Here is a 19,450-nt window from a genome sequence, read left to right on the forward strand (position 1 = left end):
GTGTGCGACGGGCTTCGCGGCGGCGGGCCTCACCGGCGCGGTGCGCGGGCGGCGCGGGCCTCGCGGGGCAGCCACCCGAACGCCTCGGCGCCCGTCCGGTCGCCGGGCTTGTACTCCAGGCCGACCCAGCCGTCGTAGCCCGCCTTCGCCAGCCGGTCGAGCAGGTCCTCCAGCGGCAGCGTGCCCGTGCCCGGCGCGCCGCGGCCCGGGTCGTCGGCGATCTGCACATGACCGGTCAGCGCGGCGTGGCGCTCGATCACCGCCGGGAGGTCCTCGCCGTTCCTGGACAGGTGGTAGAGGTCCATCAGGAACCGCGCGTTGCCGAGACCGGTCGCCCGGTTGACCTTGTCGACGATCCCGACCGCGGCGCCCGCGCTCACCAGGGGGTACAGCGGCGACTCGGGCCGGTTCAGCGCCTCGATCAGCAAGGTCGCGCCGATCCGGTCGGCGGCGCGGGCCGCGAGGACGAGGTTCTCCAGCGCGAGCGCGTCCTGCTCGGCGGGGTCCGTGCCCGCCACGCGGTTGCCGTAGAGGGCGTTGAGCGCCCCGCAGCCCAGGGTCCGCGCGAAGTCCGCGGCCACGTCGACGTTGGCGCGGAACCGCTCCGACTCGGCGCCGGGCAGCGACAGCGCGCCGCGGTCCGGGCCCGGGAGGCGTCCCGCGTAGAAGTTGAGGCCGGTGAGCCGTACGCCCGCGTCGTCGATCGCCCGCTTCAGGGCGTCGAGTGCGGACTGCTCGGGGGTGGGCGAGTCGATCCAGGGCCACCACAGCTCGACCGCGCCGAACCCGGCCGCGGCGGCGGCCGCGGGACGTTCCAGGAGCGGGAGTTCCGTGAAGAGGATCGACAGGTTGACGCTGAAGCGCTGGTCTTCGAATCCCATGGCGGTTCCGCGCTCCCTTCCGTGTCGACTGCTTCCGCCTAGTTTCCATATTGCGGAAGTTAGTTTCTGCTTAACGGAAGGTTGCCGTCGTGGGCCGGGGCTTGTCAAGGGGGTGCCGCGCTCCTGCGCCGCCGGCCGGCTCCGGGCGGACGAGGGGGAATCCGGACTGAATCCGGACTCCCGGGTGGTCGTCCGCCGGGTCCGTTAAGGTCGGGGGTCCGGGCGTCTGCGGCCGGGACCCGTTCAGGAAGGTGTGGGGCGCGATGCGACTGAAAGTGGAGTTCACCACCGAGCCCTTCGACCTCGACGAGGCGCCCGCGCACGCGCTGGCCGCCCGCGAGGTGATCGAGCGCGCCGACCTGGACGCGGTGGACGTCGGGCCCTTCGGCAACACCGTCGAGGGCTCCGCCGACGCGGTGCTGGCCGCCGTCGACGCCCTGCTGCGCGAGTCCCTGGGCGCGGGCGCCACCCGTGTCTCGCTCCAGGTCAACGTCGTCGGGCAGGAGCGGTGAGCGCCGGCGGCGACGCGGCCTTCATCGCGGCCGTCAAACCGCTGGTCGACGCGATGGGCGGCGAGATGCTCCCGCCGGACGAGGCCGGAGCCGAGGACATCGTCCTGACCTGGGAGGGCGTGGAGTCGGTGGCCGTGCGCCTGCCCCAGCTCGCCGACTCCCTCGACCACATCCTGGCCGCCATGGAGCGCCGCAGGGGCAGACCCCTCGCCGACCTGGACCGCAAGGAGAAGCAGGAGGTCGTGCGGATACTCGAGGCGCGCGGCGCCTTCTCCGTACGGCACGGCGTGGAGACCGTGGCGAGCGCGCTCGGGGTGAGCCGCTTCACGGTCTACAACTACCTCAACCGCGAGAAGGGCGCCTGACCGGCCTGACCGGTCCGCCCGCCCGTGCCCGCCCGGCCCGAGGGACGCCTCTCGCCGAGAATTTTCAACAAAGTGTTGACGTGGTGTCGTGCGGGGGCGTTAGCTGGCCGCAGCCCGCTCAAGCACGAAGGCCGTTCTCCGCGGCCACGGAGGCTCCCGTGACGTCGACTTCCCCGCTCCCGGGCCTGGCCCGGTTCAACGCCCTCGAGGAGTCCGCGGCCCGCGCCGCGCTCCTGGAGGCGTGCGCCTCCGCGGCGTGGGCGAGCCGAGTGCTCGCGGCCCGCCCCTACGCGTCCGCCGACGAGCTGTACGGGGCCGGCGACGCGGCCACGGCCGAACTGACCGACGCCGACCTGGCGGAGGCGATGGCCGGGCATCCGCCGATCGGCCGCCCGAAACCCGGCGACCCGGCCTCGGCGCGCGAGCAGCGCGGCATGGCCGGCGCCTCCGACCGGCTCAGGGCGGAGATGCTCGAACTGAACCTGGCCTACGAGGAGAGGTTCGGCCACGTCTTCCTGATCTGCGCCACCGGCCGCACCGCCGAGGAGATGCTCGACGCGGCCAGGGAGCGGATCGGCAACCCGCCGGAACGGGAGCGGGAGATCGTCCGCCGCGAACTGGGCAGGATCAACCGCATCCGCCTGGCCCGACTCGTCGAAGAGGACCGAGACACACCATGAGCACCAGCACCACCGCTTCGGTGTCCACCCACATCCTGGACACCTCCGTCGGCCGCCCCGCCGCGGGCGTCGCCGTCCGGCTCGCGGCCCGCGGCGGCCGGGGAGCGGACTGGCAGGCGCTCGGCGGCTCCGCGACCGACGCGGACGGCCGGTGCAAGGACCTGCCGGCGCTGCCGGAGGGAACCACCCACGTACGGCTCGACTTCGCCGTGGAGGCGTATTTCGAGCACCGAGACGACCAGCGAGCCGATGCGCAGCAGGACGCCCCCGCGAATCGGGACAGCGGTGCCGCCGGCGTGTTCTTCCCGGAGGTGGCGATCACGTTCGCCGTCGTGCCGGGCGAGCACTACCACACACCGCTGCTGCTCAACCCGTTCGGCTACTCCGTATACCGAGGGAGCTAGCAGACATGACCGACGCTTCACGCCCCGCCCGCCCCGTGACGCTGGGCCAGAACCAGTACGGCAAGGCCGAGAACCGGGTCGTCAGGATCACGCGGGACGGCGAGACCCACCACATCAAGGACCTCAACGTGTCCGTCGCGCTCAGCGGCGACATGGACGAGGTCCACTACTCCGGATCCAACGCCAACGTCCTGCCGACCGACAGCACCAAGAACACGGTGTACGCGTTCGCCAAGGAGCACGGCATCGAGTCCGCCGAGCAGTTCGGCATCCACCTCGCCCGCCACTTCGTCACCTCGCAGGAGCCGATCCGGATCGCCCGCATCCGCGTCGAGGAGTACTCCTGGGAGCGGATCCGGACGCCCGGCACGGACGAGCACTCCTTCGTCCGCCGCGGCCAGGAGACCCGTCTGGCCCAGATCACCTACGACGGCTCGTCCTGGGAGGTCGTCTCCGGGCTCAAGGACCTCACCGTCATGAACTCGACGAACTCCGAGTTCTGGGGCTACGTCAAGGACGGGTACACCACCCTGCCCGAGACGCACGACCGGATCCTGGCGACCGACGTGACCGCCCGCTGGCGCCACAACTGGACCGACGACGCCCGGCCGGCGCCGGACTGGAACGAGTCGTACACGGAGGCGAGGAAGCACCTGCTGCTGGCCTTCGCCGAGACGTACTCGCTGTCCTTGCAGCAGACCCTCTACGCCATGGGCGCGCGGATCGTCGAGCACCGCGACGAGATCGACGAGGTGCGCTTCTCCCTCCCCAACAAGCACCACTTCCTGGTCGACCTGAAGCCGTTCGGGCTGAAGAACGACACCGCGGACGGCGCCGTGTACTTCGCCGCCGACCGGCCCTACGGCCTGATCGAGGGCACCGTCCTGCGGGACGGCTGCCAGGCCCGGATACCGGTGGACCTCACCAACCTCTGACGGACCCCACCGCACCCCGCCCCTCACCCCCACCCACCTCTCCTGCGGCACCCGCGGCCGGGGCCCGGTCCCCGGCCGCGGCACTCAACTCCTCCAGGGTCATGCCGTGCCCGCTCCATCCGGGTCCACCGAGGGCCCGGCGAGGCCCACCGCGGGTCCACCGAGGGAAAAGGACGAAACCATGGCAGCAGACCGGCGCATCGTCATCGAGAACTGTGCGATCGCGACCGTCGACGCCGAGGACACCGAGCACGCGGACGGACACGTCGTCCTCGCGGGCAACCGCATCGAGTCGCTCGGCGCGGGCCCGGCCCCCCGGGGCCTGGAGAACGTCGCGCGCCGCATCGACGCCACCGGGCACCTGGTCACCCCCGGCCTGGTCAACACCCACCACCACTTCTACCAGTGGATCACCCGGGGCCTGGCCACCGACCACAACCTCTTCGACTGGCTGGTCGCCCTCTACCCCACGTGGGCGCGCATCGACGAGGAGATGGTCCGCGCCGCCGCCGAGGGTTCCCTGGCGATGATGGCCCGCGGCGGGGTCACCACCGCCATGGACCACCACTACGTCTTCCCGCGCGGCTCCGGCGACCTGTCCGGCGCCGTCATCGGCGCCGCCCGCGACATCGGCGTGCGCTTCACCCTCGCCCGCGGCTCCATGGACCGCGGCGAGAAGGACGGCGGTCTGCCCCCGGACTTCGCGGTGGAGACGCTCGACGACGCCCTCGCCGCCACCGAGGAGACCGTCCGCCGCCACCACGACGCCTCCTACGACGCGATGACCCAGGTCGCCGTCGCCCCCTGCTCGCCGTTCTCCGTCTCCACCGAACTGATGCGCCAGGGCGCCGAACTGGCCCGCCGGCTCGGCGTGCGGCTGCACACCCACGGCTCGGAGACGGTCGAGGAGGAGAAGTTCTGCCACGAACTGTTCGGCATGGGCCCGACCGACTACTTCGAGTCCACCGGCTGGCTCGGCGAGGACGTGTGGATGGCGCACTGCGTCCACATGAACGACTCCGACATCGACGCGTTCGCCCGCACCGGGACCGGCGTCGCCCACTGCCCGTCGTCCAACGCCCGCCTCGCCGCGGGCATCGCCCGGGTCCCCGACATGCTGAAGGCCGGCGTCCCGGTAGGCCTCGGCGTCGACGGCACGGCCTCCAACGAGTCCGGCGAACTCCACACCGAACTGCGCAACGCCCTGCTCATCAACCGCCTCGGCGCCCACCGGGAGGCGGCCCTGAACGCCCGTCAGGCGCTGCGCCTGGGCACCTTCGGCGGGGCCCGGGTCCTCGGCCGGGCCCGGGAGACGGGCTCACTGGAGCCGGGCAAGCTTGCCGACCTGGTGCTGTGGCGGATGGACACCCTCGCGCACGCCTCCATCGCCGACCCGGTGACCGCCCTCGTCTTCGGCGCGGCGGCCCCCGTCACCGCGTCCTTCGTGAACGGCCGTCAGATCGTCGAGGACGGACGGCCGCTGCACATCGACGAGGACGCCGTCGCCCGCTCGACCCGCGCGCAGGCGCGGCGGCTGGCACGGATCGCCGCGCAGGGCTGAGCGGCCCCGAGGACTCCGGGCGAGGGGGACGGCCCTGGCCCGGACGCCGTGACCGGGGCGCGCGTTCATCGCGCGCCCCGGAACCGGCCCCCGCCGTCGCGGCCCCCGGCCCGTCCCGGAATGCCCGCACCGGCCGGCGGAAGCGGCCACGGAGATCACCCGGGCGAACCGTGCCCCCGCCACGCCATGAGGTTCGCGAACAGCTCGGCCTGCTCGACGGCGTCGTCGAGCGCGTGATGGGTGTGCGGGCGCGTCGGCAGTCGGGTTTCACGTGTTCGTGCGGACATGGGGCCCGATGATCGCAGCCGCCCGGCTGGGGCGGCACCCGGATTTCCGGATGTCCGGCCCGTGCCCGGGGAGGGGTCAGAGCCCGAACAGGGCCGGGTCGTCGGCGAGTTCCCGGAAGATGTTCTGCGGGTCGGCGACCATGCGGCGGGCCGTCAGGTCCAGCAGGCCTCCGACGGCGGTGATCTCCGCGGCGACCGTGCCGTCCGTCTTGGTGACGGTCTGCTCGATGCGGAACGTCTTGCCGCCGCTCCACTCGAAGACGCACGACACGTCGACCTCGTCACCGGCGAGGAGTTCGCGCCGGTAGCGGATGGTGGTCTCCAGGGCGACGGGGCCCAGGCCCTTGCCGAGCAGTTCGGCCTGGGTGATGCCCGCCGCGTGCAGGAGCGACCAGCGAGCGTGCTCGGCGTAGTTGAGGTACACGCTCTGATTGAGGTGTCCCTGCACGTCGGTCTCGTATCCGCGGACGGTGACCCGGACGGCGAACGGCTCGCTCACTGTCTCCCCTTCTCGTGGGACTTCTCGTGGGACGTCGATGCCCCGGACACCGATCTTGGCACGAGCTTCAGGCGCGGCGAGGGGAAGCCAGCAGATAGCGCGCTCGCGTGCGGGGCTCGGTGTGCTCGCCGACCTGCCAGCCCGCCTGCTCCAGGGTCGCCGCGCAGGCCCGCAGCGTCGCCTCGTCCGGCGCGTGCACGGCGACGGCCTCCGGCTGCGGGGTGCCCCGCACCCGGTAGCCGTCTCCCCCGCCGGGGCCGGCGGGGCGGTGGCCGGCCGCCTCCACGGCGAGGGCGGCGGCCCGCACGAGATGCGCGCGCTCCCAGCCGCAGGGCCGGTCCGTCCCGCCGTCCGGGTTGGTCATCCTGCGCAGTTCCAGCAGCCCCCGCCAGGCGCCGCGCACCTCGCGCAGCCGGGCGGGGCCGCGGTCCGCGCCGTCCTCCTCGCCGCCGACGCGCGCCGCGAACACCCCGCTGTCCGCGCCCGCCCCGGGGGCGTCGGCCGCGGGCCCGCCGGACGGGGGGCCGGGCACCGCCTCCCGCACGCGGTGGCCCGCGGGCGTCAGGAAGTGGTCGTGCGGCGGCCGGGGGTGCCGGAACGCCAGCCCGTGCCGGACCAGGGCCGTGAGCTGTGCCGGTGTGCCCTTCAGCCGCCCGGAGACCGGATCGGCGGCGTCGATCACGCGCCGCTGCGCGGCGGTCGGCGGTCGTGTCACGGCGTGCTCCTTCCCGGTCTCGGGCCTTTCGCCCCGGTGCGTCCGAGGCTACGTCGGGGGACTGACATTCCAGGCGGCGATCACCGGCCGCCCGTGTTCCGTGCCGAGCCGGCACAGCGTCCCCGTCGCGAGCTGGAACAGCGCCCCGGCCGACGGGGGCAGTCCCAGCCGGCGGGCGGTGAGCACCCGCAGGAAGTGCCCGTGCGCCACGAGCACCACGCAGCCCTCGGTGCCGGCGAGCGCCTCGTCGGCCCTGGCCAGGACCCGGTCGGCGCGTTCCCCGACCTGCTCGGCCGTCTCCCCGGGGTGTTCGGGCGGCCCCGGTGTCACTCCGTCGCTGAACAGGAACCAGTCGGGCCTGGTGCGCTGGATCTCGGCGGTCGTCACGCCCTCGTAGCCGCCGTAGTCCCACTCGCGCAGGTCCGCGTCGAGCCGGAAGCCCGACAGCCCGATCAGTTCCGCGGTCTCGCGCGCCCGCTCCAGCGGGCTGACGAACGCCGCCCCGATCCGCTGCGCGCCGATCAGCGGCGCGAGCGCGCGCGCCTGTGCGCGGCCGCGGTCGGTCAGCGGGACGTCCGTGGAGCCGGTGTGGCGTCCGGAACGCGACCAGGAGGTCTCGCCGTGCCGGACGAGAAAGAGATCACCCATGGGACACAGGCTGGCACAGCCGGCCGGCGCTACTGCCGGTACCCGCTGAGGAACCGGCCGATCCTCCCGATCGCGGCCTCCAGGTCGTCCGCGTGCGGCAGGGTCAGGATGCGGAAGTGGTCGGGGGCGGGCCAGTTGAACCCGGTGCCCTGGACGACCTGGATCTTCTCCCGCAGCAGCAGGTCCAGGACGAACCTCTCGTCGTCGTGGATCTTGTGCACCTTGGGGTCCAGGCGCGGGAACGCGTACAGCGAGCCCTTCGGCTTCACACAGGACACGCCGGGGATCTCGTTGAGCTTCTCCCAGGCGACGGTGCGCTGTTCGTGCAGGCGGCCGCCGGGCGCGGTCAGTTCGTGGATGGACTGGCGGCCGCCGAGCGCGGCCTGGATGGCGTACTGGGCGGGCGCGTTGGCGCACAGCCGCATGGACGCCAGCATGGTCAGGCCCTCCAGGTAGTTCTTCGCGTGCTGTCTCGGGCCGGTGACCACGAGCCAGCCCGACCGGAAGCCGGCCACCCGGTAGGTCTTCGACAGGCCGCAGAAGGTCAGCACGACCAGGTCGGGGGCGAGCGCGGCGACCGAGTGGTGCACGGCGTCGTCGTACAGGATCCGGTCGTAGATCTCGTCGGCGAAGACCATCAGGCCGTGCCGGCGGGCGAGGTCGAGGATGCCCTCGATGATCTCCTTCGGGTAGACCGCGCCGGTGGGGTTGTTCGGGTTGATGATCACCACGGCCTTGGTGCGGTCGGTGATCTTCGACGCCATGTCGTCCAGGTCCGGGTACCAGTCGGCCTGTTCGTCGCACAGGTAGTGGACGGCCTTGCCGCCGGCGAGCGTGGTGACGGCCGTCCACAGGGGGAAGTCGGGGGCCGGGATGAGGATCTCGTCGCCGTCCTCGACGAGCGCCTGCACGGCCATCGAGATCAGCTCGGAGATGCCGTTGCCGAGGTACACGTCGTCGACGCCGACCTCCAGGCCCAGCGTCTGGTAGCGCCCCGCCACCGCGCGCCGGGCCGACAGGACGCCGCGCGAGTCGGTGTAGCCGTGCGCCCGCGGCAGCATGCGGATCATGTCCTGGAGGATCTCCTCCGGCGCCTCGAAGCCGAACAGCGCGGGGTTGCCGGTGTTCAGGCGCAGGACGCTGTGGCCGGCCGCCTCCAGCGCGTCGGCGTGCTCGATCACCGGGCCGCGGATCTCGTAGCAGACCTCGCTCAGCTTGTTCGACTGCCGGAACTCCATGCGCGCTCGCCCCTCCGGTTGATGTGTTGCTTGGTTTTACCAAGTTCCAGCTTGGAAAGTCCAACGACATGTCTAGACTGCGTGCCATGTCACCGCGCCGAAGCTACGACCAGTACTGTTCCGCCGCCCGTGCCCTCGACGTCGTGGGCGACCGCTGGACCCTGCTGATCGTCCGGGAACTGCTCGCCGGTCCGCGCCGCTACACCGACCTGCACGCCGACCTGCCCGGCGTGAGCACGGACGTCCTCGCCTCACGGCTGAAGGACATGGAGCGCGACGGGCTGGCCACCAGGCGCCGGCTGCCCCCGCCCGGCGCTGCCTACGTGTACGAACTCACCGGACGCGGCCGGGAGTTGCTGCCCGTGCTCCAGGCGCTCGGCGCGTGGGGCGAGCGCGAACTCGGCGAGCGGCGGCCCACCGACGCGCTGCGCGCGCACTGGTTCGCGCTGCCCCTGGCGCGCGGGCTGACGGGCGAGGGCGTCGTCGAAGTCCGCCTGGACGAGGGCGACTTCCACCTGTTCGTCGGCGCGCAGGACGGTCCCGTGTACGGGTACGGGCCCGCCCCGGTGGCGCCGGACGCCCGGCTCGACCTCGGCACGGACACCTGCACGGCCGTCGCCCAGGGGGAGTTGACGGTGCTCGACGCGGTGCGCTCCGGGAGGATCGCGGTGAGCGGCGACGGACCGCTGGCCAAGGAGCTGCGGGACGCCTGAGGTCGCGGGAGGGGCGGGGCCCGCCGGAGAGCGCGGGCGCGAGGGCCGGGAAACCCCGCGGGGGGACGGCGATGGGACCGCCACCGTGCGGTGGCGGCCCCATCGACCGTGCCCCGGAAGGGCGGTGACTTACCGTCAGGTTTGGGTCAGGCGGTCCGTCAGGCGCCCGGCGGCACCTGCCGCGGCCGTCCCGATCCGCGCGTCAGCGTGTATCCGCCGATGCCCGCGAGGGCGGCCAGGACGGCGCCGGCGGCGGTCCACACCCAGCGGTCCGACCACCAGCCGGACGACCAGCCGTCGTCGGGCTCGATGCTCGACAGGACGGCCGGCCCCGACGAGCCGCCCTTCGCGTCCGTCCCGTTCTCCCCGTCCTTCGACCGGAACGCGGCGCCGGGCACCAGCGGCTCCGCCAGCGAACCGTCCACGGCAGCCGCGCCGCCGATGTCCTTGGAGTCCACCCGCAGCGTGGTTTCGACCGGCAGGCCCAGGTCGCCCGCCGTGAGGCCGAGAGCCGTCAGACGCACGTAGTACGTGCCCGGCAGCGGGTCGTCGGCCCACGGTTCCGCCCACGCGCGCACCGTGCGCAGCACGCAGGCCAGCTCGACCGAGGCCGTGCCCGCCGCCGCGGTGCGCGTCTGCGCGCCGTACTGGCAGGCCTGGCGGCGCCGCAGCCCGTCGTACACGTCGACCTGCCAGGTCTGCGCGGTGTGCGACTTCGGCAGCTTCACCGTCGCCTTGACCGTGGGGCGCCGGCCCGTGTCGGCCGGGAACGACCAGTACAGGTAGTCGCCCGCGGAGCCGCTCGCGGTGGCCGTCTCGCCCTGGTCGATCTCCGTCGCCGTACGGAACGACGTGCCCGCCTCGGTGGGCGCGGAGCCGTCGCCCGAAGGGCTCGCGGAGGGAGAGGCGTCGGCGGCGGCCGGCGCGACCGCCGGACCGAGAGCCAGTCCGAGAGCCAGTCCGAGCGCCGGAAGAACGCCGGTCGTCACCCGTGTGATCCGCATCAGTTGGTCCTCCAGACCGCGACCCGCCAGCGTGACAGCCAGCCCCACAGCACACCCGCCAGGAATCCGAACAGCACCAGGACGCCCAGCAGCCACCAGCCGCGCCCGAGACCGAAGGCGGCCACGTCGCTCGCCGGCGAGGGACCGTCGACCACGTCCACGGTCAGCTCCAGCGGCAGACCCGGCGTGGTCTTCACGCCGGCGCCCACCGAGTAGGAGTTCGTCACCTGCACGCACACCGTCTCGGCGGGAGCGTCGTCGTCGTCCGCCTTCGGGTAGCGCAGTCCGGTCGAGACGACGTCGGTCCGCCCGTGGCCGGCCGCCTCGCCCCGCACGATCTCCCGGCCGTGCGTCGTGACCGCCCGCAGCAGCACCCCGTGGTCGGGGTTCACCGCCCGGTCCGCCGCCACGCTCACCGAGGCGCGCAGCTCCTGGCCCGGCTCGACGTCCACCTTGTACCAGCGCTGCCGCCCGAACTCCTCGCGGTCGGTGTACAGGCCCGACTTCAGCGTGGGCGCCGCGGCGCAGGAGGCCGCGCCCTCGACGGCCACCGGAGTGACCACGGGGTCCGCGGCCCGGTCCACCAACTGGTTGACCCGGTCCGTGAGTTGATCGGTGTGCTCGACCGAGGTGTAACTGCCGCCGGTCGCCTCGGCGATGCAGCTGAGCTGCCGGCGCATCTTCACGTTGGGCACCAGGCCCAGGGTGTCGATGGTCAGGCCTATGCCCTTGGCCGCGATCTCGCGGGCCACCTCGCAGGGGTCGAGCGGCGCGCAGGTGTCCTCGCCGTCGCTGATCAGCACGATCCGCTTGGAGCCGGTGCCGCCGTCGAGGTCGTCGGCCGCCTTCAGCAGCGCGGGGCCGATCGGCGTCCAGCCGGTGGGGGACAGCGTGGCCACCGCCGTCTTGGCCTCGGTGCGGTCCAGCGGGCCGACCGGGTAGAGCTGAGCGGTGTCCTTGCAGCCCGTCTTGCGGTCGTCGCCGGGGTAGTTGGCGCCCAGGGTCCGGATGCCGAGCAGGACGTTCTCCGGAGTGGCGTCCAGCACCTCGTTGAAGGCCTGCTTGGCCGCGGCCATCCGCGTCCCGCCGTCCATGTCCTTCGTCCGCATCGAGCCGCTGACGTCGAGGACCAGGTCGACCTTGGGCGCGGTGGCGGTGGTCTCGTCCGCGGCCGCCCCGGCAGGGAAGACCATCCCGGCCGCGAGTGCGGCGAGCAGGGCGCAGACGCCCGCCGCCAGCCGTTGTGTTCTGATCATCGGCGGATCCTATTGATCAGATGCGTCCCGCCACAAAACGGGGTCAGGTTCCGTCCCCGCGCAGCGGGTTGGGCAGCAGCGCCCACCGGTCCCCGGGCGCCCCCGGCGACAGGCGCATCAGCGTCAGCGCCTTCGCCGGCAGCGGCTCCTCGCACAGGGCCGCCAGGTCCGGGGTGCGCGGGAGATCCCGTAGGGCCGCCTCCAGGGCCGCACCCAGAGCGGGGCCGCCGCCCGCCGTCCCGGCCAGCGCGCCGGCCACCAGGGAGCCGAACAGCTTGCGCCGCAGCGCCGTCACGTCGTCCGTGCGGATCCGGGCGGGCACCCCGTCCGGCAGCGCGACGCCGTGCCGGGCCAGCCGGGCCGGACTGACCCGGATGTCGGCCAGGTCCCGGTAGACCAGCCGCAGTGGGCTCCCCGACGCCGACAGCACGACCAGTAGGTTCTGCCCGTGCGCCTCCAGCGCCACGCCCAGCTCCAGCAGCCGCAGCCCCACACCGAGCGCCAGCCGGGCGAACCGCGCCAGCCACAGCGGGGAACGGGCCAGCCCGGTCACCGCGAGGGCCGCCACCGGCACCACGTGCTCGCCCGGCGCGCCGTACACGTCCGGCGACTCGCGCAGCACCGCCGCCAGGTCGGGGGAGTGGGCGGTGGCCGCGCCCAGACCACGGGTCAGGTGCAGCAGGCCCTCCGTGTACGGCGTCAGGCTCTGCGCGAAGCCGGACAGGGCCGCCGAGGCGGCGACGGAGCCGACGGAGATGTCCCGCACCGACGACGTCAGCCGGGTGCTCAGGGCCGTCTTGACGTGCGGGCCCCCGGGCAGCGCCAGCGTGCGCAGCGACATCAGCGGACGCGCCGTCACCCCCCGCGCGCAGGACCGCTTCAGCACGTGCGCCGCCTGCCACGGATGCACCGGGATCAGCAGGCGCGTCCCGTCCCGCAGCCACTCCGGCCAGTCGCCCGACACCAGGCACTCGGCGGCGGGAACGGGCAGCAGGCCGAGCCGTACCGCCGGCCGGTGCTCCGGCCCGTACGCCAGCTGCTCGGCGACCGAGAAGCCGGGCCGGGAACGGCAGTTGGGGTGGAAGGGGTGGCCGTCGACGACCCGCTGCTCCCACTCCCAGTCCCGCGACGGCCACCGCCCCGGATCGGCCGAGGGGGCGTCGAGGGGGTCCTGCCCGGCCCGGGACAGCGCCGACGAGGCGACGCTGTGGCCGAGTTCGGCGGCGAAGCCCGTACCGTGCGGCACGGACAGCGCCGTCATCAGACGGGCGGGGTCGTCGTACGCCGTCGCGTCCAGCCACACCCGCGTCACCTGACCGGCGCTCGCGTACGGATCCGGGCGCGGGCCGCGCAGCCGGCGGCCGTCGCGCAGCCGCAGCAGCAGCTCCCCCCGGCCCGGCTCCCCGCCCGCCTCCTCACGGCCGGCGATCCAGGGCAGCGGCTCGTGGGCGAGCCCGCGCCACAGCCGGGTCAGCACGGCCGCCCGCGCTCCCGGCAGCTCGGCCGCGAACCGCGGGCCGAGAGCGGGGCGCACGACGGCCAGTTCCGCGGCCAGCTCGGCCTCGGCGGTGGGGGGACGATGCACGGGTGGGCTCCTGGGGGTGCGGGTACGACGTCACGACAGGGGGTGCGACGACAGCGATACTGATCTTCTCCGCCCGGAAGAACCGTAGGGAACCAGGGAACCAGTGGATCGCGTGGACCTCATCCCCCCGCCCGCCGTGGCCGCACCCCCCGCCGTGGCCGCACCCCCCGCCGGGGCCGTGCCGCCCGCGGGGGCCGCGCCGCACGCCGCGGACGTCGCCGAGCGCGCCGACGCGCTCGCGGCCGCGCCGCTGCTCAACTGCCTGCTGCGGGAAGTCGCCGAACCTCTGCCGTCCCCGGCCCCGGACGACGGCCGGTTCCGGTACCGGCTGCCGGGCGGCGCCCTGCTGCGGGTCCGCGGCCGGCGCCGGCCCGCCGAGCCCGAGCTGTACGAGGCCGGCTCCTGGCGCCGCCTCGGCCACGCCGAGCTGGTCGAACTGGTCGCCACGACGCTGCACCGGCACACCGGAGCGGCCAACCCCGCACTGCCCGCGGAGATGACCGACAGCCGGGACGCGGTCGCCGCCCTGCTCACCGCTCGTGCGCAGGCCGGTCCGCCGGACGGCGGCTACCTGCGCTCCGAGCAGTCGCTCCTCACCGGCCATCCCCACCACCCCGCGCCCAAGGCGCGCGGCGGCGGACCGGTCGCGCGCTGGCTGCCCTACGCGCCCGAGGCGCACGCCCGGTTCCCGCTCGTCCTGCTGGGGCTGCGCGAGGACGCGGTCGTCGAGGAGGGGGACGTCTCGGCGCTGGACGCCCTCGGCACGGCACCGCGCGGCTACCGGCTGCTGCCCGCCCATCCCTGGCAGCTCGGCCTGGCCGGACCGCGGCTCGGGCCGGCCTTCGCGGACGGCCGCCTGGTGCGGCTGGGCACGACCGGCTTCGACGTCTGGCCGACGGCCGCCGTGCGCACCGTGTACGCGCCCGAGCGGGACCTGTGCCTGAAGTTCAGCCTGGACGTGCGGATCACCAACGACGTCCGCCGGCTGTGGCGCCACGACCTGCTGCGGCTGCGCCGCACCGACGCGGCCGCGGCCCGCGCCTTCGCGTCGGGGGGCGGCCCCGCGGTCTGGCTGAGCGACCGCGGCTACCGCACCGCGGCCTTCGCCTTCGAGGAACTGGCCGTGCTGGTCCGCGACGGCTTCGACGGCCGTGTGGCGCCCGGCGCGACCCCACTGCTCGCGGCGGGTCTCGTGGAGGGCTTCGACGGCTCTCCGCTGGACGCCGTGCCGGACCCGGCCGCCTGGTGGGAGGCGTATCTGCGGACGGTCGTGCCGCCCGCCCTGGCGGCCTTCGCCGACCACGGCGTCGTCCTGGAGGCGCATCTGCAGAACACGCTGGTCGCGGTGGACGCGGACGGCATGCCCGTGCAGGCGCTGTTCCGGGACGCCGAGGGCGTCAAACTGCTCCCCGACGTCACGCGGGCGGCGGGCTGGGAGCGGCTGGTGTACTGCCTGGTCGTGAACCATCTGTGGGAGGTCGCCGAGGCCCTGGCCGAGCGGAGCCCCGGCTTCGACCCGTGGCCCGCGGCGCGCCGGGAACTGGCCCGCCACGACCTCCCCGAGGTCGCGGGACTGCTGGCCTCGCCCACCCTGCCCGGCAAGACCAACCTGCTGCTGCGGTGGACGGGCGCGGACGGCGCCGACGCCCGCTACCTGCCGCTGCCCAGCCCGCTCGCCCCGTCCTGATCGGCGGCGCGGGCGGGCCGGGCGAGCGGGGTCAGGCGGCGGGGCTGTCCGCGATCCACTCGCTCCACGGCATGTTCCAGTCGCTGAGGCCGTTGTCCGCGGCCAGCGGGCTCTTGTCCGTGGAGTTCTTGACGATCACGACGTCGCCGGCCATCGAGTGGTCGAAGAACCAGGCGGCGGGCTGCCGTGCGTCGTCGCCGCCCCGGACGTCCTTCAGGCCGACGCAGCCGTGGCTGGTGTTGACCTTGCCGAAGACCGCGTCGCCTCCCCAGTAGTTGCCGTGGATGAACGTGCCCGAGTCGGTCAGCCGCATGGCGTGCGGTACGGCCTTGATGTCGTACGAGGGCTTGCCGTTCTTCTCCGTCAGGCCGACGCTCGCGCCGTTCATGTGGGTCTGCCGGAACTTCTCGGAGATCACCATCCGGCCGTTGTAGGTCGGGTGCTCGCGGCTGCCGGACGAGATCGGGACGGTACGGATCGTCCTGCCGTCGCGGACGACGGTCATCCGCTTCGACTTCGCGTCGACGGTGCTGATCTGGCTGCGTCCCACCGTGAACGTGACGGTCCTGCTCACTCCCTGGCGGGTGAGCGTGACGGTGACGGTGGAGCCGGCCTGCCAGTAGTGCTCGGGGCGGAAGTCCAGGCGGTGGTCGTTCAGCCAGTGGCCGACGACCCGCTGACCGCTGCTGGAGACGACCTGGATCTCCGACCGCACGCCGGCCTTGTCCTGGACCGCCCCGGCGAAGTCGACCCGCACCGGCATGGCCACGCCGACGGTCGAGCCGTCCATGGGGGAGACGTGGCCGATGAAGTCGTTGGCCGGGGAGACCGTGGTCAGCGTGGCGTAGCCGGTGGCGGAACGGCCCTCGGCGTCGTCGGCCTCGGCGGCGATCTGGTACCTGGTGGCGCGGGCCAGGGGACCGTCGGGCTTCCAGGACGCGCCGTCCGCGGACACGGAGCCCGCGATCTCGGTGCCGGTCGCGACGGCGGTCATGGTCACCTTGGTGAGCTTGCCGTGGCTGACGGCGACCGCGACCGGTGCGTCGGTCGGCACGCCGTGCACGCCGTCGCCGGGGGTGATCCGTATCCGGGCGTCGGAGGCCTTCTGCGAGTCCTTCGGGTCCTTGGCGGCCTTCGTCTCCTCGGCGCCCTGGGGGTCCGCCGGAGCCGCCGTCCGCGCGTACGACGCCGGGTGGTTCCCGGAACCGCCTCCGGCGGCGACGGCGGCACCCGTGCCAGCCAGGGCCGTGACCGCGAGTACGCCGCCGAGTACGCCCGCCGTAGCCGTCAGCCGGGTGTGTCGTTCACGCAGCGTCATAAAAGGCTTCTCCCGTGTCACTTTCCGTGGATCCCCGGCGCTTCTCGCAGAGGAGTGCAATCAGCATGAAGAACCACTTATAGCCGGGTCTATGTTCATAAATGGGCAAATTGTGGTGAAGGCCACCATGGGGGCGGGCGGCCGGACCGGCCGTTCACCGTCTGCCGTCACGGCCGGTCACTATGCTCGCGTCATGATGAGGACGGTCACCGCAACCCGCTACGTCGAGCCCCTGCGCTCGGGCGGCTCCGTGCCCGCGGTCGTCGAGGCCGACGACCTCGGCACCTACGTCGTGAAGTTCACCGGCTCCGCGCAGGGCCGCAAGGCGCTGGTCGCCGAGGTGATCGTCGGCGAGCTGGCCCGCGCCCTCGGTCTCAGGTTCCCCGAGCTGGTGTTCGTGCGCTTCGACCCCGCCATCGCCGACGACGAGCCCCATCAGGAGGTCCGCGACCTGCACGGCGCGAGCGCCGGCCGCAACCTCGGCATGGACTTCCTGCCGGGTGCTAAGGACTTCACGCCGGAGGTCGCCGGGGTGTTCCCGGTGGATCCGCTGGAGGCCGGGCGGATCGTGTGGCTCGACGCCCTCACGGTGAACGTGGACCGCACGGTCCACAGCTCGAACCTGATGGTCTGGCCCACCTCCGGCACGGCGACCCCGCGTCTGTGGCTGATCGACCACGGCGCGGCCCTCGTCTTCCACCACCGCTGGGACACGACCGCGCCCGCGAAGTCCTACGACTTCCGGCACCACGCCCTCGGCTCGTACGGGCCCGACGTGCGGGCCGCCGACGCGGAGCTGGCCGGCCGGGTCACCCGCGAGCTCCTGCGGGAGATCACGGCCGCCGTCCCGGACGACTGGCTGGCGGGCGAGGAAGGCTTCGCGGGCCCGGACGACGTCCGCCGGGCGTACGCGGATTACCTCCACGCGCGTGTGCGGGCCTCGGCGGCGTGGCTGCCCACCGACTTCCCCACCCGCGACGAACTGGCCGCGGAGGAGGCCGTGCGCGCGGCGAGGACGCGGCGGGAGCGGCCGGACTGGCTCAAGCGGGTCCCCGACCTGCACGGCAAGCCGGCCGCGGAACAGGACTGGTCGGTGCATCTGGGATGAGCGACGCGCGGCGCGGGGAGACCGGGTAGCGCACCCGGTGCCGCCGGCTGCCGCGCGCGCCCCGGCCGGCGCGGGAACGGCTCACGACGTTCGCGTCCGGCCTGACCGGGCGGCGACCGGGCGGTTCCGGGCGGTCCCCGCGGCCGGGCACGGGCGGCGTGTCCGTCGTGCGGGTGGACGACGAGGTGGTGCGGGACCGCCGCGAGCAGGGCTTCCCCGAGCCCACGGGCCGTGGAGCGGGTGCCCCGTGCGACCGGGCGGCCCCGGACAGATCCCCGGGCAGATCCCCGGGCCGTCCGGACACGCCCGGTCTCTGACGCCGGCTCTGACGCCGGTGGGGCTCAGCCCTTGAGCCGCTCGTAGGCCGGCAGGGTGAGGAAGTCCGCGTAGTCCTCGTCGAGGGCGACCGTCAGCAGCAGGTCGTGGGCCTGCTGCCAGTTGCCGGCCGCGAAGGCCTCCTCGCCGGTCTCCTCGCGGATCGCGGCCAGCTCCCGGGCGGCGACCTCACGGGCCAGCTCCGGAGTGGCCCTGACCGTCTCCCCCTCGTGCGTGAACTCGACGCCCGCGTTGATCCACTGCCAGATCTGCGAGCGGGAGATCTCGGCGGTGGCCGCGTCCTCCATGAGGTTGAAGATGGCGACCGCGCCCAGGCCGCGCAGCCAGGCCTCGATGTAACGGATGCCCACCTGCACGGCGTTGACCAGCCCGGCATAGGTAGGCCTGGCGTCCAGGGAGTCGACGGCGATCAGGTCGGCCGCCTCGACGTGCACGTCCTCGCGCAGCCGGTCCTTCTGGTGCGGCCGGTCGCCGAGGACCTTGTCGAAGGACTCCATGGCGATCGGCACCAGGTCGGGGTGGGCCACCCACGAGCCGTCGAACCCGTCGGCCGCCTCGCGGTCCTTGTCGGCGCGGACCTTCTCGAAGGCGACCTTGTTGACCTCGGCGTCCCGGCGGGACGGGATGAAGGCCGCCATGCCGCCGATCGCGTGCGCGCCGCGCTTGTGGCAGGTGCGCACCAGGAGTTCGGTGTACGCGCGCATGAACGGCGCGGTCATGGTGACCGCGTTGCGGTCCGGGAGGACGAACTTCGGGCCGCCGTCGCGGAAGTTCTTCACGATGGAGAACAGGTAGTCCCAGCGGCCTGCGTTCAACCCCGAGGCGTGGTCGCGGAGTTCGTAGAGGATCTCCTCCATCTCGTACGCGGCCGTGATCGTCTCGATGAGGACGGTGGCGCGGACGGTGCCCTGCGGGATGCCGAGGTGGTCCTGCGCGAAGACGAACACGTCGTTCCAGAGGCGGGCCTCCAGGTGCGACTCGGTCTTCGGGAGGTAGAAGTAGGGACCCTTGCCGAGGTCGATCAGCCGCCGCGCGTTGTGGAAGAAGTACAGGCCGAAGTCGACGAGGGCGCCGGGGACCTGGACTCCGTCCGCGTCGACGAGGTGCCGTTCGTTCAGGTGCCAGCCGCGCGGCCGCACGACCACCGTGGCGAGCTCGCCCTCGTCCTTCAGGGCGTACGACTTGCCGGACGCCGGGTCGGTGAAGTCGATGGTCCGGGTGTAGGCGTCGGACAGGTTGAGCTGACCGGTGACGACGTTCTCCCAGGTCGGCGCCGAGGCGTCCTCGAAGTCGGCGAGCCAGACCCTGGCCCCGGAGTTGAGGGCGTTGATCGTCATCTTGCGGTCGGTCGGGCCGGTGATCTCGACCCGCCGGTCGTTCAGGGCCGCGGGGGCCGGGGCGACCCGCCAGGAGTCGTCCGCGCGGATCGCGGCCGTCTCCGGGAGGAAGTCGAGCGAGCAGGTGCGGGCGATCTCGGCACGCCGCTGTGCACGCCGGGCGAGGAGCTGGTCACGGCGTGGTGTGAACCGCCGGTGCACCTCGGCCACGAAGGCGAGCGCCGCCTCGGTGAGGACCTCCTCCTGCCGCGGCAGGGGCTCGGCGTCGACGATGGCCAGCGGGGACGGCGCTGGTGCGGACATGAGCGGTCACTTCCTTCAGCGGTGGCACCGGGTGCCGGTCGAAGCGGGTACGGCGGGCACGGTCCCGGACGGGACCGG

20 protein-coding genes are annotated in these 19,450 nt (G+C 73.5%); 9 read left to right on the plus strand and 11 right to left on the minus strand.

The annotated features are described in order from the left end of the window. Positions 1–29 precede the first annotated feature (29 nt). Complete coding sequence (locus OG802_RS28340; protein WP_329414960.1) at positions 30–881, minus strand: TIM barrel protein; 852 nt, start codon at positions 879–881, stop codon at positions 30–32. Between the two features lie 263 nt (positions 882–1,144). On the opposite strand from OG802_RS28340, the gene OG802_RS28345 reads away from it, so the two are divergent. From OG802_RS28345 to OG802_RS28370, 6 genes are all read left to right on the plus strand, one after another. Beyond that, the gene (locus OG802_RS28345; RefSeq protein WP_329414961.1) at positions 1,145–1,393 is read left to right on the plus strand and encodes a thiamine-binding protein; all 249 of its coding nucleotides are present in this window, start codon (positions 1,145–1,147) and stop codon (positions 1,391–1,393) included. A gap of 53 nt (positions 1,394–1,446) precedes the next feature. After that, entirely contained in the window at positions 1,447–1,758 is a 312-nt protein-coding gene (locus OG802_RS28350) for a helix-turn-helix domain-containing protein (RefSeq protein ID WP_443055463.1), read from the plus strand. Between the two features lie 158 nt (positions 1,759–1,916). Then, positions 1,917–2,438: a 2-oxo-4-hydroxy-4-carboxy-5-ureidoimidazoline decarboxylase gene (gene uraD / locus OG802_RS28355; protein ID WP_329414963.1), complete on the plus strand. Its 522-nt coding sequence runs from the start codon at positions 1,917–1,919 to the stop codon at positions 2,436–2,438. Continuing rightward, a complete protein-coding gene (uraH, locus tag OG802_RS28360) occupies positions 2,435–2,842 on the plus strand; it encodes a hydroxyisourate hydrolase (protein WP_329414964.1) in 408 nt (135 codons plus the stop codon). The genes uraD and uraH overlap by 4 nt, the downstream gene beginning before the upstream one ends. Positions 2,843–2,847: 5 nt before the next feature. Further along, positions 2,848–3,777: a factor-independent urate hydroxylase gene (pucL, locus tag OG802_RS28365; protein ID WP_329414966.1), complete on the plus strand. Its 930-nt coding sequence runs from the start codon at positions 2,848–2,850 to the stop codon at positions 3,775–3,777. Positions 3,778–3,958: 181 nt separating this feature from the next. Next, complete coding sequence (locus OG802_RS28370; protein ID WP_329414969.1) at positions 3,959–5,338, plus strand: 8-oxoguanine deaminase; 1,380 nt, start codon at positions 3,959–3,961, stop codon at positions 5,336–5,338. 155 nt (positions 5,339–5,493) lie between these two features. Here OG802_RS28370 and OG802_RS28375 read toward each other — a convergent pair whose 3' ends face one another. The 5 genes from OG802_RS28375 to OG802_RS28395 all read right to left on the minus strand — a co-directional run bounded on the left by OG802_RS28375 (position 5,494) and on the right by OG802_RS28395 (position 8,725). After that, complete coding sequence (locus OG802_RS28375) at positions 5,494–5,625, minus strand: hypothetical protein (RefSeq protein WP_329414971.1); 132 nt, start codon at positions 5,623–5,625, stop codon at positions 5,494–5,496. Between the two features lie 76 nt (positions 5,626–5,701). Beyond that, a complete protein-coding gene (locus OG802_RS28380; RefSeq protein ID WP_329414973.1) occupies positions 5,702–6,124 on the minus strand; it encodes an acyl-CoA thioesterase in 423 nt (140 codons plus the stop codon). 67 nt (positions 6,125–6,191) lie between these two features. After that, on the minus strand, positions 6,192–6,839 hold the full coding sequence (locus OG802_RS28385) for a hypothetical protein (protein ID WP_329414974.1): 648 nt from the start codon (positions 6,837–6,839) through the stop codon (positions 6,192–6,194). Between the two features lie 48 nt (positions 6,840–6,887). After that, on the minus strand, positions 6,888–7,487 hold the full coding sequence (locus OG802_RS28390; protein ID WP_329414976.1) for a histidine phosphatase family protein: 600 nt from the start codon (positions 7,485–7,487) through the stop codon (positions 6,888–6,890). A gap of 29 nt (positions 7,488–7,516) precedes the next feature. Further along, positions 7,517–8,725 (minus strand): pyridoxal phosphate-dependent aminotransferase, encoded by a 1,209-nt coding sequence (locus OG802_RS28395; protein ID WP_329414978.1) that lies wholly within the window; start codon positions 8,723–8,725, stop codon positions 7,517–7,519. Positions 8,726–8,811: 86 nt separating this feature from the next. Here OG802_RS28395 and OG802_RS28400 point away from each other — a divergent pair, with 86 nt between their 5' ends. Next, positions 8,812–9,438 carry a helix-turn-helix domain-containing protein gene (locus OG802_RS28400; protein ID WP_329414980.1) on the plus strand — a complete coding sequence of 209 codons (627 nt, stop codon included), beginning with the start codon at positions 8,812–8,814 and terminating at the stop codon, positions 9,436–9,438. A gap of 158 nt (positions 9,439–9,596) precedes the next feature. On the opposite strand, the gene OG802_RS28405 is transcribed toward OG802_RS28400, so the two are convergent. Genes OG802_RS28405 through OG802_RS28415 form a run of 3 tightly spaced genes read right to left on the minus strand, consistent with a single transcriptional unit; the run spans position 9,597 to position 13,283 of the window. Beyond that, positions 9,597–10,442 (minus strand): hypothetical protein, encoded by an 846-nt coding sequence (locus OG802_RS28405; protein WP_329414981.1) that lies wholly within the window; start codon positions 10,440–10,442, stop codon positions 9,597–9,599. Continuing rightward, positions 10,442–11,698 (minus strand): VWA domain-containing protein, encoded by a 1,257-nt coding sequence (locus OG802_RS28410; RefSeq protein ID WP_329414982.1) that lies wholly within the window; start codon positions 11,696–11,698, stop codon positions 10,442–10,444. Before OG802_RS28410 ends, OG802_RS28405 begins: the two co-directional genes overlap by 1 nt. A 43-nt stretch (positions 11,699–11,741) precedes the next feature. Then, on the minus strand, positions 11,742–13,283 hold the full coding sequence (locus OG802_RS28415) for an IucA/IucC family siderophore biosynthesis protein (protein ID WP_329414983.1): 1,542 nt from the start codon (positions 13,281–13,283) through the stop codon (positions 11,742–11,744). A 103-nt stretch (positions 13,284–13,386) separates the two neighbouring features. On the opposite strand from OG802_RS28415, the gene OG802_RS28420 reads away from it, so the two are divergent. Next, positions 13,387–14,970, plus strand: a complete 1,584-nt coding sequence (locus tag OG802_RS28420) for an IucA/IucC family protein (RefSeq protein ID WP_443055388.1) — start codon at positions 13,387–13,389, stop codon at positions 14,968–14,970. A 31-nt stretch (positions 14,971–15,001) separates the two neighbouring features. Here OG802_RS28420 and OG802_RS28425 read toward each other — a convergent pair whose 3' ends face one another. Beyond that, entirely contained in the window at positions 15,002–16,288 is a 1,287-nt protein-coding gene (locus OG802_RS28425) for a L,D-transpeptidase (protein ID WP_329414985.1), read from the minus strand. 193 nt (positions 16,289–16,481) lie between these two features. Between OG802_RS28425 and OG802_RS28430 the strand changes: the two genes are divergently transcribed. After that, on the plus strand, positions 16,482–17,396 hold the full coding sequence (locus tag OG802_RS28430) for a HipA family kinase (RefSeq protein ID WP_329414987.1): 915 nt from the start codon (positions 16,482–16,484) through the stop codon (positions 17,394–17,396). A 341-nt stretch (positions 17,397–17,737) separates the two neighbouring features. Here the strand turns inward: OG802_RS28430 and aceB are convergent, their stop codons facing one another. Continuing rightward, positions 17,738–19,372, minus strand: a complete 1,635-nt coding sequence (gene aceB, locus OG802_RS28440; RefSeq protein WP_329414989.1) for a malate synthase A — start codon at positions 19,370–19,372, stop codon at positions 17,738–17,740. Between the last annotated feature and the right edge of the window lie 78 nt (positions 19,373–19,450).

Source organism: Streptomyces sp. NBC_00704 (assembly GCF_036226605.1).
In the GTDB taxonomy this organism is placed as follows: Bacteria; Actinomycetota; Actinomycetes; order Streptomycetales; family Streptomycetaceae; genus Streptomyces.